Annotated in this window: 12 protein-coding genes; 11 read left to right on the top strand and 1 reads right to left on the bottom strand. The window is 42.0% G+C overall.

The genetic code is table 11. From position 1 onward, the window contains the following. Positions 1-44: 44 nt before the first annotated feature. Together MAHAU_RS07020 and MAHAU_RS07015 are read left to right on the top strand one after the other, a co-directional pair. Complete coding sequence (locus MAHAU_RS07020) at positions 45-1,436, top strand: MBL fold metallo-hydrolase RNA specificity domain-containing protein (protein WP_013781031.1); 1,392 nt, start codon at positions 45-47, stop codon at positions 1,434-1,436. A gap of 243 nt (positions 1,437-1,679) precedes the next feature. Continuing rightward, positions 1,680-2,288: a MerR family transcriptional regulator gene (locus tag MAHAU_RS07015; RefSeq protein ID WP_013781030.1), complete on the top strand. Its 609-nt coding sequence runs from the start codon at positions 1,680-1,682 to the stop codon at positions 2,286-2,288. A 4-nt stretch (positions 2,289-2,292) separates the two neighbouring features. Here MAHAU_RS07015 and MAHAU_RS07010 read toward each other — a convergent pair whose 3' ends face one another. Further along, the gene (locus MAHAU_RS07010) at positions 2,293-2,799 is read right to left on the bottom strand and encodes a hypothetical protein (protein WP_013781029.1); all 507 of its coding nucleotides are present in this window, start codon (positions 2,797-2,799) and stop codon (positions 2,293-2,295) included. A gap of 114 nt (positions 2,800-2,913) precedes the next feature. Between MAHAU_RS07010 and MAHAU_RS15005 the strand changes: the two genes are divergently transcribed. The 9 genes from MAHAU_RS15005 (at position 2,914) to pyk (ending at position 12,884) form a co-directional block, all read left to right on the top strand. Further along, entirely contained in the window at positions 2,914-3,558 is a 645-nt protein-coding gene (locus MAHAU_RS15005) for a hypothetical protein (protein WP_013781028.1), read from the top strand. 80 nt (positions 3,559-3,638) lie between these two features. Next, complete coding sequence (locus tag MAHAU_RS07000; protein ID WP_013781027.1) at positions 3,639-4,943, top strand: DUF1015 domain-containing protein; 1,305 nt, start codon at positions 3,639-3,641, stop codon at positions 4,941-4,943. Between the two features lie 44 nt (positions 4,944-4,987). Then, the gene (locus MAHAU_RS06995) at positions 4,988-5,443 is read left to right on the top strand and encodes a ferritin-like domain-containing protein (RefSeq protein ID WP_013781026.1); all 456 of its coding nucleotides are present in this window, start codon (positions 4,988-4,990) and stop codon (positions 5,441-5,443) included. Positions 5,444-5,448: 5 nt separating this feature from the next. Next, a complete protein-coding gene (locus MAHAU_RS06990) occupies positions 5,449-6,615 on the top strand; it encodes an NAD(P)/FAD-dependent oxidoreductase (protein WP_013781025.1) in 1,167 nt (388 codons plus the stop codon). Positions 6,616-6,668: 53 nt separating this feature from the next. Further along, positions 6,669-8,267 carry a spore germination protein gene (locus MAHAU_RS06985; protein ID WP_013781024.1) on the top strand — a complete coding sequence of 533 codons (1,599 nt, stop codon included), beginning with the start codon at positions 6,669-6,671 and terminating at the stop codon, positions 8,265-8,267. Next, the gene (locus MAHAU_RS06980; RefSeq protein ID WP_013781023.1) at positions 8,261-9,376 is read left to right on the top strand and encodes a GerAB/ArcD/ProY family transporter; all 1,116 of its coding nucleotides are present in this window, start codon (positions 8,261-8,263) and stop codon (positions 9,374-9,376) included. Before MAHAU_RS06985 ends, MAHAU_RS06980 begins: the two co-directional genes overlap by 7 nt. Beyond that, positions 9,373-10,488 carry a Ger(x)C family spore germination protein gene (locus MAHAU_RS06975; protein WP_013781022.1) on the top strand — a complete coding sequence of 372 codons (1,116 nt, stop codon included), beginning with the start codon at positions 9,373-9,375 and terminating at the stop codon, positions 10,486-10,488. The genes MAHAU_RS06980 and MAHAU_RS06975 overlap by 4 nt, the downstream gene beginning before the upstream one ends. 44 nt (positions 10,489-10,532) lie before the next feature. Continuing rightward, entirely contained in the window at positions 10,533-11,063 is a 531-nt protein-coding gene (locus MAHAU_RS06970) for a cob(I)yrinic acid a,c-diamide adenosyltransferase (protein ID WP_013781021.1), read from the top strand. 69 nt (positions 11,064-11,132) lie between these two features. Beyond that, complete coding sequence (pyk, locus tag MAHAU_RS06965; RefSeq protein ID WP_013781020.1) at positions 11,133-12,884, top strand: pyruvate kinase; 1,752 nt, start codon at positions 11,133-11,135, stop codon at positions 12,882-12,884. Positions 12,885-12,902: the final 18 nt, after the last annotated feature.

Genomic DNA, 12,902 nt, shown 5'->3' with positions numbered 1-12,902 from the left:
GCTATGCAGCTATATTGCAATATAAATACAAATGGAGGAAATTTATGAAAGTAACATTTTTGGGCGCTGCGCGCATGGTAACCGGTTCATGCTATTTACTGGAGAACAAAAATATAAAGGTATTGGTGGATTGCGGTATGTTTCAAGGGGGAAAGGAAGAGGAAAAGAATAACTTTATGGAGTTTCCGGTCAGCCTTTCCGACATAGATTATCTTCTGTTAACCCATGCGCATATAGATCACAGCGGCCGCATACCGTTGCTTTGCAAGCGCGGTTTTAAAGGCAAAATACTGTCTACAAAGGCAACTGTTGACTTATGTAGTATAATGCTGCCCGATAGCGCTCACATACAGGAGATGGAGGCCGAATGGGCCACGCGCAAAGCTATGAGAGCCGGAAGGCCCCCGGTAGAACCGCTATATACTGTAGCCGATGCCGAATATGCCATGCAGTTCTTTGAACCCGTACCTTATAATAACACAATCCGATTAAGCGATGATATATCTGTAAGATTTCAGGATGCCGGACACATACTAGGTTCTGCCGTAATAGAGATCTGGAATGCAGAGGACAATATAAAGCTGGTTTTCTCGGGAGACCTCGGCAACAGAAATCAGCCTATTATCAAAGATCCATCCTTCATCGACGATGCTGATTATGTATTTGTAGAATCCACATACGGCGATCGCCTTCATCAAGACAGACCCCATCGCGCTCATATGCTTTGGGACATTATACAGAATACCTTCAGCAAAGGAGGCAATGTGATTATACCAGCTTTTGCCGTAGGCCGCACTCAGGAACTACTGTATGAGCTCAATATGGTCATAGAAGACAATAAAGCTAAAAACATACCAGTATATATCGACAGCCCTTTAGCCATAAAGGCTACCGAAATATTCAAGCACGATGTACATGAATATTATGACAGCGATGCACTTAAACTTTTAAGTAGCGGAGATGATCCTTTGGATTTCCCCGGTTTGGACTTTACCCTTACCGCTGAGGAATCAAAGCAATTGAACTTCCTAAACCACAGCGCCGTTATAATAGCCGCTAGTGGCATGTGCGATGCCGGCCGAATAAAGCATCATCTCAAGCATAATCTATGGCGCCCTGAGAGCAGTGTGGTATTTGTAGGATATCAGGCAGCGGGTACGCTGGGCAGGCGTATATTGGATGGAGCTAAAATGGTTAAAATATTTGGCGAAGACATAGCCGTCAAAGCACATATATACAGTATAGATAGTTTCTCGGCCCACGCCGATAAAAACGGTTTAATCGATTGGATGAGGCATTTTAAGAACAAGCCCAAACAAGTATTTGTAATACACGGTGAGGATGATGTGGCTCCTGTCTTTGCTACCACGCTGAATAGCGAATTTGATATGCCTACGACGGTACCATATCTCGGCCAAGTTTATGAGCTTATATGAGCTGCAATTCGTAATATAGTAAATTCAGCGTATGCAATGATATAAAGCCTACGCAATATTTCAAGGCGTTATCCGGCTTTATATCATTTGCATCGCTTTATATCGCCCGTTTCAGTCACATATTACGAATCGCAGTATATGAGTAGAGAAGTTGCGAAAAAACGGTTGTATATAATATAAGTGATATGGTAAAATATATATGTAATCGGTATTGTGGAATATAATGGTGAGGAGCGTATGGACATGCCTGATGAAAAAACATATACTATATCGGAGGTTGCCAAACTTACGGGTTACGAGCCTCATGTGATAAGATATTATGAGAAAGAGTTCGACCTCAATATACCGAGGACGAAATCTAATCATCGCTATTTTACTTATAGAGAAATAGAACTTCTTGAGTATATAAAGGCATTGCAGGATAAAGGATTTACAAACTCCCAAATAAAGGACATTATAAACGCTCCTCAACAGCCATTGGATAATGAAGATGCGAAATTCGATGCTGATGTCGCTACTACTGATCTGCCTGTACCGTCAGCAGGGCTGATGATGCAGGCAAATCTCAATGGAATTTTATCTGAATTAAAAGATGATATTCTTGAAGAAATGCGTATGCAGCTTCAAATGGAGCATGAACCCTATCGTTTGGCACTAGCCGATATAGCCGACCAAATAAAGGAATTAGCCGCCAAGCTGAATGACAAGGATGAGGACGTGCTTCTAAGTGAGAATGCTAAATTGAAGATGCAGGTCAAGCAAAAGGCGTATGAAATAGCTAGCCTCAAAGAAGAGCTGGCTCGTGAGAGGAATAAGAAACGTTCCCTTTTTAGCCGTTTATTCAAACGATGATGAATTATTTTATCGGTACCTTCTTAATTACAAAGAGAGTTTCTCCGTATTTGAGGTATAGGTCTACATACTGTATTTCCGGTGCCAATGGCCAAAATTTGCAGTTTATAACCTGTTTCCATCCCAAAGGTTGATCCTCTGGGAAATCCAATATTTCAAAATACGGTATAGGTTGATGCGTTTTCCCTTTATTATCCACCAGCCAGATGGTTTTGAAATCATCTTTAGAAAGCCTTTCCTTTTTTATATTTTCCACTAAAAGCGTTATTCCGAAATAACTCTCGTCGCCTGTACTCCATGAATAAACGATAAAATACCTTTCTTGGACGATCTTTTCCACGCTTATTTTTATATCGCCGACACTGGAGCTGTATGCGGATTCGCCATATATCGGATATGAAGAATCGGATGATAAAAATACCGTATCAGCGGTGTTGCCATTATGATATAATATAATAGTAACGAGTACCAGTAATATAGTTATAATTATCGGGTACAGCATGCGTTTCATGGACATCGCCTCCTTTTTATTTATATGATCCAAAATTACCATAAATCACATGCAATGGAATGCAGCTGATATACATATACTACATTAAACAATAATGTTGAGAGGTGTATGGAAATGGCAGAAATTAATTTTAACCCTGAACAGCATCTTACCAAATTGCCCATAAGGCGAAGAGATGCCGAAACCGGGCGTTGGCACAACGAATCGGCCGATTATATGGAAGTAAAATGGCGTATGGTATGGTTTAGAAGCGAAAATACGCAAAACACCCATACTGTTATAAAAGATAAGATAATAGACATAGAACGTCGATTTGCCTACTTTGAGGTAGAAGTCACGGACAGCAAAGGCAATGTGGAGATAGGTGTGGGATCCGAAACGGGCGATGATTTTGAGGATTATATAGAAAAGGCATATACCAAGGCTTATGGCAGAGCATTAGCGGCATTGGGTTATGGAACGCAATTTGCTCCCGAAATCAGCGATGATAACGCAGTGGTCGACGCTCCTGTCAGCCGCCCCACTGCTGAAGCAACAGCGGTAAATTCTAATGTGCATCACGCTGACGATGGTATAACAGATCCCCAGAGAAGGGCCATATATGCCATATATACAGCTATAGGGCTCACCGAAGAACAGATGCGCGATATTATACACAGACGATATAACAAGGATGACAGCAAGAAACTAAGCAAACAGGAGGCGTCTGATCTTATAGATTATCTGAATGATATTCGAGTAACCAAGGAAACAACATGATGCAGTATTGTCAGCTCATATCGAATAAGATATACTATAATAGATAAAGAATCTATTAACGAAGAAGAGGAGAATTTATAATGGCTCAGATTAAAGCTTTTAACGGTATAAGATATAACGAACAATACAATGAAGATATAGCTAAGCTAACAGCGCCGCCTTATGATGTTATATCGGAACAACAACAGAAGGCATTGTATGATATTCATCCATATAACGTTATAAGGCTGGAATATGGATTGACGCAAGGAGATAATGAGACTGACAATCGCTATACCAGGGCTGCCGAATATTTAGAGCAATGGTTGCAAGATGGCATCCTGGCACAGGATAAATCTCCGGCAATATATGTTTATCAACAGAGTTTTACCCTGGACGGCGGGCGCAGGCTTACACGCACCGGATTCATATCGCTGGTAAAATTGGAGGAATTCTCCAAGGGTATCGTATTACCTCATGAATATACTCTTTCCAAACCCAAGACCGACAGATTAAATCTCATGCGCGCATGTAAGGCCAACTTCAGCCAGATATTCTCTTTATATGAAGATTCCGATGCCAAAGTATCACGCATATTAGAGGGTATAATACGGCAACCGGCTGATATGGATTTTATCGACGATGAGGGCATATCCAACAGATTGTGGTCTATATATGACCAGGATGCTATAAAGGCTATACAGCATACCATGGCCGATAAACAACTATTTATAGCCGACGGACATCACCGCTACGAAACGGCGCTTAATTTCAGGGATGAGATGCGTATGATAACAGGTAAATCCGATGGCGAGCAGCCTTTCGACTACGTTATGATGATGATGGTGGCTATGGAAGACCCGGGATTGGTGATACTGCCGACGCATAGGATAATAAAAAATATAAAAGGTTTGGATAAGGATACCTTGTTAACTGATATAGCATCGGAATTCGATGTGCAAGCGCTGAATGTATGCTCTTGTGAAGTATCGACCGTAATAGCGCAACATGAAACCGATGAGATGCCGTTTTTTATATATTATGATGGGCGCCGGTTTTATGCCCTACAGCTAAAAAGCTGGGCCGATGTGGATAAGGCGTTACCCGATAAGCCGCGCGCTTATAAGCAATTGGACGTATCAGTACTGCATTCTTTGATAATAAATCGCCTGTTGAAAATAGACGAGTATAGCGCAGCTCAACAAACATACATAACCTATACGCGCGATATATCAGAAGCTGTGGAGACGGTGAAAGACGGTGATGATGCTCAACTGGCTTTCATATTGCGTCCTACCAAGATAGAACAGGTGAAGGCTGTAGCGTTGGCAGGAGAAAAGATGCCGCAGAAGTCCACCTATTTTTATCCCAAATTATTGACTGGTTTGGTGATATATAAGTTCTAGCAACAGGGCATACTAGTTAAAAATTAACTAGTGGAGTGAAATATATGGATCAGCAAGCTATAGTAGATAAATTGAATTGGTTTTACGCTCTGGAGCTAACCCAGATCGATAATTATACGGCCCAGGCTGAATTTGTATCCGATCAATATGTATCGCAGGCATTGAAACGCTTCGCTTCTATAGAACAGCAACATGCCGATAACATAGCCGCACAGATGAAGCGTTTTGATGCTATACCCGGCAAGGCAGGAAACATACTGGCGCCCCAATTGGGTAAAGTATTAGGCAATATTTTGGGCGCGTCCGGCATATTCCTGCTTTTAAAAACAAATGTGGCTATTGAACAAAAAGCCATGAGCGATTATAAGGATTTTATTGCTGAAATAAACGATGCTGAATTATTAAAAGTGCTGTGGTCAAATCTCATAGATGAAGACCTCCACAGCGCATGGATGTTCAATAAAGCAGAGCAATTGGCTATGGAAGGGGAGAAAGGATAAATACGATGATATACGATCTGGCCATCATAGGCGCCGGTCCTGCCGGAAGTGCCGCGGCCAAAATTGCCACGGAAGGCGGCTTGTCGGTATTGTTGCTGGACAAGGCTGTGTTCCCGCGGGATAAAACGTGCGGCGGTATGTTGTCTGCTAAGACGCTGGATGAATTGGGCTTTGAGCTTCCCGATGAATTAATGCAACACGAGGTGCATAAGGTAAGGGTATACGGTTATAACCTGGATAGCAGCGAATGGGACGAGAAACGCACGATAGGTAAGGCGGTTAAGCGCCGGCATTTCGATGATTTTTTGGTACATAAAGCTATCGACACCGGCGCTTATTTCATTGAAGGGGCAAAGCTTACAGCAATCGATCAGAATAGTACAGGCATAGTTATACGAACCAGTAGAGGCTGTTTCTCAGCCAGATACGTTATAGGTGCAGATGGAGTGTTCAGTCCTACGGCAGCATTGGCCGGTATACACGGTCGTTTACCGGTTTGGCAGATGGGGTTCACCATGGAAGCTGAAGTTCAGGTACCGGTGCTGAACAGCGATTATGGAACAGCCGAGTTTTATTTCATACCTTTCCTTGGAGGTTTCGGTTGGGCATTCCCTCAAAAAGACGGCTATAATATAGGCGTGGGGGGCGTGGCATGGAATCATAAGCGTTTGACATCATATTTTTATGAATTCGCCGAAAGGATACTAAAGTATAAAGGAATCAATGCGCCTGTTCCCAAAGCAAAAGGTTGCTTTCTCCCGGCAGGCGGAATTCCAAGAAGGATAAGCAAAAGCAATATTGTATTGGCAGGTGATGCAGCCGGATTCGTGGACCCGTTTTCCGGAGAAGGTATATACTATGCTCTGCACAGCGGTCACATAGCCGCTCAAACGCTGCTGGAAGTTATAGAAGCCGGTGGCGACTGGGGTAAGGCATACGCGCGTAGATGTGCGGCCGAGTTCTATCATGATTTTCGCCTCTCCCTTTTGGTGGCACTGGTATCAGGCAAAAAAACTCAATTCCAATATGATGTGCTGAAAGAAAATCCAAGTATGGTGAGGGCTATACCAATTATAATGTGTCAAAGGCATCCGTATGATATGGTGTTGAAAGAAAATCTCTTACCTATGCCAGGGAGAATGTTTAGAACTCTTATAGATAAACATGCATAAAAAACCTTCAGCCTATCAAAACTAGTTATAAAATATAGGCTGGAGGTAGTTAAATGCCGATAAAGGTTATAAAACACAAGAAGAATAAATCTGATAAAGCCAATACACAGACTTCATCAGCTATGATAGCTCCATCAGCTACTTCTTTATATAACAAATTAGAAGATAACATTAGCCTATTTGCGACTCTATTTTCTGATTGTTCCGACGTAATATTTCGCCGTTTCCAAATAGGAAAGGATAACCCTTTACCGGCAGCCATAATATATGTAGACGGTTTGGCAAACCGCCAAAGCGTAGATCTTGAAATAATGGAACCGCTTATGTACTTTACGCGCATAGATCAAAAAAATGCCATGTCGAACATCGATATCGAAATCATAAAACAGCTCAACATAACGGTAGGTGAAATAAAAGAGGATCAAAACGTAATGAGCATTGTAAACGCGATATTATCGGGCGATACGGCTATGTTTATAGATAACTTTCCTGTTGCTCTTATACTCAATAGCCGCGGCTGGGAAAACCGCGGTATCCAAGAACCTACCACAGAAAATGTGATACGCGGACCTAAAGAGGGTTTTACAGAAACCGTACGCTTTAACACAGCGCTCATAAGGCGGCGTATTAAAGATCCAAAGCTTAAAATGAAGGGGTTTAAGCTGGGCAAACGCACTAAGACCGATGTAGTTATAGCTTATATGGACGATATAGTAAATGAAACTTTACTTCAAGAGATTGAAAAAAGGCTTAATACTATAGATACCGACGCTGTATTTGAAAGCGGCTATATAGAACAATTTATCGAAGACAGCCCTTTTTCACCTTTTCCCCAGATGCAGACCACGGAACGTCCGGATAAGGTGGCCGGGAACCTATTAGAAGGCCGAGTAGCCATACTAGTCGATGGGACGCCGATGGCCCTGATAGCGCCGGCTACCTTTGCTCAACTTTATCAGTCTCCTGAAGATTATTATGAGCGAGCTATATTTGGTACGGCAGTTCGACTGATACGTCTAATAGGTCTGTTTTTAGCTACATCACTGCCGTCTTTTTACGTGGCTGTATTAACTTATCATCATGAAATGATACCTACGCAATTGGTGCTGGCATTGGCCCGTTCTCGCATGGGCGTACCCTTCCCGGCAATATTGGAAGCATTGCTTATGGAGGGTGTGATAGAGATATTGCGCGAGGCTACGACGCGTCTGCCGGGCACTATAGGGCAAACTATAGGCATTATAGGCACTCTGGTCATAGGGCAGGCCGCTGTAGCGGCCAAATTGGTCAGCCCCGCTATGATAATTATAGTGGCTATAACTGCCATAGGCGCATACATTACACCAAATTACAGTACCACTTATTCTATACGCTTTATACGGTTTCCGCTTATGATAGCAGCCGCTTTTTTCGGCGTATTTGGTATAGCGGTTATGTGGCTGTTTATTATAATCCATCTGGCAGGTTTAGAGAGCTTCGGCATACCATACCTGGCTCCTGTGGCCCCGCTTAAGCTATCAGATATAAAGGATACCATCGTGCGTTTGCCATTATGGGCTATGAAGAAGCGCCCCATGATACCTGAAAATCGAAATCTTATAAGACAGGGTAGCAGCACTGTGGCGTCATCGAGGAGGAGAACCAGGTGGTAAACCCTAATCTAAATAAAGACAATTCCATATCATTATGGCAATTGTTTGCAATATTAGAAAATAGCATATTGGGTACGGGCTTGCTCAACATAGCCAAGACAGTATCCAAGGTTTCAGGTCAAGATGCGTGGATATCAACGCTATTGGCCGGGCTTATCATCATACCATTTTTATGGTGTTATAGTTCATTATCAAGACGGTTCCCGGGCCATACGTTAGTGGATTATTCTACCAAGATAATCGGAAAGCTGCTTGGCAATATGGCAAACATATCGTATATATCGTTTGAGATCCTTATAGCGGCACTTGTGTTGCGTGTAATGGTCGACTTTATATCCACATGGTTTCTTCCGAATACTCCCATTGAAAGCCTTCTGATAATAACATTATTCCTGGTTATATATATGTCTCAAGGCGGTATAAAAACCATAGCGCGTACGAGTGAGGTTATATTATTTCTAGTGGCCCCATTTATAATATTACTTATACCCCCGGCTACGCGTATAGAGATAAACAATCTTAAGCCCATCTTACAAAGCGGTTATGTCAGCATAATTAAGGGTAGTATACCAGCGTTATATAGTTTTTACGGCTTTGAGGTATTATTTATAGCATCGGCTTTTATAAGCGATACCAAAAAAATATTTCGAACATCCGCCATGTGCATAAGCAGCAATGTTGTTTTATATACATTGGTAGTAATAGCTATAATAGGTGTTATGGGTACTGAGATACTTAAATATATAAATTATCCTACTATATATTATATAAAAAGTGAGCGTTTTCCGTTTTTTGAGAGAGTAGATTTATTCTTTGCTTTCTTTTGGACGTTTAATATATTTATGACTATAGGCATTGCGTTTTATAGTGCCGTACTAAGCATATCGCAGCTATTGAGTCTTAAACCCAAATATGGTAGGAATATCGGTTGGATGTTGGCTATAGCTGTTTACTTTATAGCTGAAATACCAAAAAACAGCATAGAAGTGGCAACATATATGCTTTATATATCTTATATGGGTATAGCGGTCGCTATGCTGATGCCTGCTATATTGGCTATCGTAGCTACTATAAGGCATATTGGCACAAAGGATGGCGATAAAGCATGAAGCGCTGTGTTATTGGCGTAGCGATTATGTTGGCATTATCATTGACATTAACGGGATGCTGGGATGCCAAACAGCTCCAGGATATGTATATGAGTTACGGTATAGGTATAGATACGGCAGAAGGGCAGTCCAATATGGTGACGGTGACATTGACTGCTCCCACGTTAACCGAAGGCGCCAAAGAGCAGCTACAGATTTTATCAAGCCAGGGGCATTCTATAGACGAAACCATAAATGATATGCAGGCTAAAAGCCATCAAATAATATCGGTGGCCCATGACCGCGTGTTGGTTATAGGAGAACAGGCCGCAAAAAACGGTATTTCAGAATATCTGGACACCTTTGTGCGCAATCCGTCTATAAGAAATGACATGTACGTAACGGTTGCAAAGGGTAAAGCGGAAGAACTGCTCAATATTCAGCTTAAACAAGATCCATTCATAGCATTGTATTTAACCCAACTTTTAGAGAAAAACCGAAGGTTATCCAAGGTACCTTTGGTAACCGTAGTAGATTTATTTGGCAAAACTGTCGATAAAGACAGCGACCCGGTATTGCCTTATATAGAGGCAACCAAAAGCAAGGATGGATTGATTGCCCGGGGAATAGCGGTTTTTGCCGATGATAAATATAAAGGCAACTTGTTAAACGATGGGGCCATGGTTTTTATGATGATGAGCAATAAAGCAAAGAGCGTAAATCTAACGTATAAAAGCTTTAAATCGACAGAGAACGATGATGTTTATTCCACTGTCAATATACATGGCATTAGCAACGATATAAAATGTAGATTGAATGGGGATAAACTATCTATAGATATGAAGGTAAAGGGCGATGCCGATCTGATAGAGCATAAAGTTACGCGACCGTTGAGCGAGAGCGATATAGGACGTGAAGAGCAAGCATTGGAACGGGAACTTATAAGCGATATGAATGATGTAATGAGAAAATTGCAGAAAGAATATCAGTCCGATCCCCTAGGGTTAGGCCGATGCGTCAAAATAGAATATCCGGATTATTATAACAATATCGGTTGGAAAAGCATATATCCTGATGTAGATGTAAATATATCCGCCGATATAAATATAAATCGCATAGGCACATCCAGCTGATTATGGTATAATATAGTTGTTATCGTTTAGCTAAGGAGGGTCTTATGAAGAAGGGCTATATTCAGATATATACAGGCAACGGTAAAGGTAAAACTACAGCGGCTTTGGGATTGGCACTGCGGGCAGTAGGGCGGGGCCTAAAGGTTATAATGATTCAGTTTCTTAAAGGTGTAGATAGCGGTGAGCTTCATTCTGCTCAACGTTTGGCCCCAGAGTTTACCATATATCGCTTCGAGTCATCGCATAAATTTATAAGCGATATGAGCGATGATGAATTAGCACAGCTCAGGCAGGATATAAGCCGCGGTTTCGACTTCTCTAAACAGGTGATACAGGGAAATGCATGCGACATACTTATACTGGATGAGATTATGGCGGCCATACATAGCGGTTTTATAAACGTTTCAGAAGTAGTGGAACTTATGCGCTCAAAACCGGATAACATAGAATTGGTGCTAACCGGCCGCAATGTGCCGGATGAAATAGCAGATCTAGCAGACCTCATAACAGAGATGAAACCTATAAAGCATTATTATGACAAAGGCGTTACGGCGCGTAAAGGGATAGAACTTTAGTACCTATAGTGGCTCTTTTGTGCTATAATTATATCTGTAAATTAAATTAGCGAATTGGAGCTTTACATTATGCGTAAGACTAAGATAATATGCACTATAGGGCCGGCCAGCGACGATAAAGCGATATTCGAACGATTGATAGCACACGGTACGAATGCCATACGGCTTAATTTTTCTCACGGCTCTTATGAGGAACACGGAAAGCGTATAGACATGGCAAAAGACGCCAGGCGAAGCCATAATATACCGCTATCGATCATATTGGATACAAAAGGTCCGGAAATGCGATTGGGTAAATTTAAAATCGAGCCCGTAGAACTAAGAGAAGGTCAGTCGTTCACGCTAGCCACAAGGGATATAGAGGGCGACAATTCTATAGTATCGGTAAATTACGCCGGTTTGACCAAAGATATTAAACAAGGCGATAAATTGCTATTAGATGACGGATTGATAGAGCTGAGGGTAAAAGATATCGAAGGTACAGATATCCATTGTACGGTCATGAATAGCGGCCTAATAAGCAGCAAAAAAAGTGTTAATGCTCCTGGTATATCTATACAGTTGCCTTCGGTGACTCAAAAAGATATAGACGATATTAAATTCGGCGTAGAGAAAGGCATAGATACCATAGCAGCTTCTTTCATACGTAGAGCCGAAGATGTATTGGAGATTAAAAGGATTCTCGAAGATAATAATGCCTATGATGTACAGATAATAGCTAAAATAGAGAATCAAGAGGGAATCAACAATCTGGATGATATAATGGCTGTGGCTGATGGTATAATGATAGCAAGAGGAGACCTCGGCGTAGAGATACCTACAGAAGATGTTCCGGTAGTACAAAAGGCCATTATATCCAAGTGCCGTGATGCCGGTAAACCGGTCATAATAGCTACCCAAATGCTCGATTCCATGATACGTAATCCGCGGCCCACGCGAGCTGAGGCCACCGATGTGGCCAACGCTATATACGAGGGGGCCGACGCTATAATGTTATCGGGAGAAACAGCATCAGGTAAATATCCCGTAGAGGCTCTAACTACCATGATACGCATAGCCGAAAGGGTCGAACGCTCGCTTAACTGTGATGCTGCTTTTTATGATAAGGCTATATCCTCAGCTAGCATTACAAACGCTATAAGCCATGCTACATGTACTATAGCACGGGACCTAGGTGCCAGAGCCATAATAACCGCTACAAAGTCAGGCTATACTGCAAGAATGGTGGCCAAATACAGGCCGGTGGCTCCGATAATAGCGACCACTATAAGCGAAATGGTGTACAATAAATTATCGTTGGTATGGGGCGTAGTGCCGTTTTTGGCCTCTCAGATGGAAGGTACAGACGAAATGATAGAACAATCAGTCGATATCGCTTTGGAATCTGAACTGATAAGCAGCGGAGATCTGGTCGTTATCACGGCAGGTGTTCCAGTAGGAGTAAGTGGCACTACCAATCTTATAAAGGTCCATATAGCTGGAGATATACTTGTCAAGGGCGTGGGATTCGGTGTTAAAGCTGTATATGGCAGAGTATGCTCTATAAAAAACTATATGGATGCAAAGACCAAATTCAAGGATGGCGATATATTAGTGGCTAAGTCTACCGACAATACGTTATTGCCATTCATGCGCAGAGCCTCGGCAATTATAACCGAAGAGGGCGGCATAGCCTCACATGCCGCTGTAGTTGGACTGACACTAGAGATACCAGTTATAGTGGGAGCCCAAGAAGCTACCGAAACATTGACTGATGGGATATGGGTAACAGTAGATCCACAACATGGCTTTGTGTATAACGGAAAGGCTGCTGTAATATAACAATAGGAGATGATATAG

Source organism: Mahella australiensis 50-1 BON (assembly GCF_000213255.1).
Classification (GTDB): domain Bacteria; phylum Bacillota; class Clostridia; order Mahellales; family Mahellaceae; genus Mahella; species Mahella australiensis.
The sequence above is the reverse complement of the archived record's forward strand: the minus strand, read 5'-3'. Positions and strand labels throughout refer to the sequence as shown.

Bases quoted from the DNA above. Each gene is read 5' to 3' on its own strand.
- MAHAU_RS07020 (WP_013781031.1), top strand. From the start codon at position 45: ATGAAAGTAACATTTTTGGGCGCTGCGCGCATGGTAACCGGTTCATGC.
- MAHAU_RS07015 (WP_013781030.1), top strand. From the start codon at position 1,680: ATGCCTGATGAAAAAACATATACTATATCGGAGGTTGCCAAACTTACG.
- MAHAU_RS07010 (WP_013781029.1), bottom strand. From the start codon at position 2,799: ATGAAACGCATGCTGTACCCGATAATTATAACTATATTACTGGTACTC.
- MAHAU_RS15005 (WP_013781028.1), top strand. From the start codon at position 2,914: ATGGCAGAAATTAATTTTAACCCTGAACAGCATCTTACCAAATTGCCC.
- MAHAU_RS07000 (WP_013781027.1), top strand. From the start codon at position 3,639: ATGGCTCAGATTAAAGCTTTTAACGGTATAAGATATAACGAACAATAC.
- MAHAU_RS06995 (WP_013781026.1), top strand. From the start codon at position 4,988: ATGGATCAGCAAGCTATAGTAGATAAATTGAATTGGTTTTACGCTCTG.
- MAHAU_RS06990 (WP_013781025.1), top strand. From the start codon at position 5,449: ATGATATACGATCTGGCCATCATAGGCGCCGGTCCTGCCGGAAGTGCC.
- MAHAU_RS06985 (WP_013781024.1), top strand. From the start codon at position 6,669: ATGCCGATAAAGGTTATAAAACACAAGAAGAATAAATCTGATAAAGCC.
- MAHAU_RS06975 (WP_013781022.1), top strand. From the start codon at position 9,373: ATGAAGCGCTGTGTTATTGGCGTAGCGATTATGTTGGCATTATCATTG.
- MAHAU_RS06970 (WP_013781021.1), top strand. From the start codon at position 10,533: ATGAAGAAGGGCTATATTCAGATATATACAGGCAACGGTAAAGGTAAA.
- pyk (WP_013781020.1), top strand. From the start codon at position 11,133: ATGCGTAAGACTAAGATAATATGCACTATAGGGCCGGCCAGCGACGAT.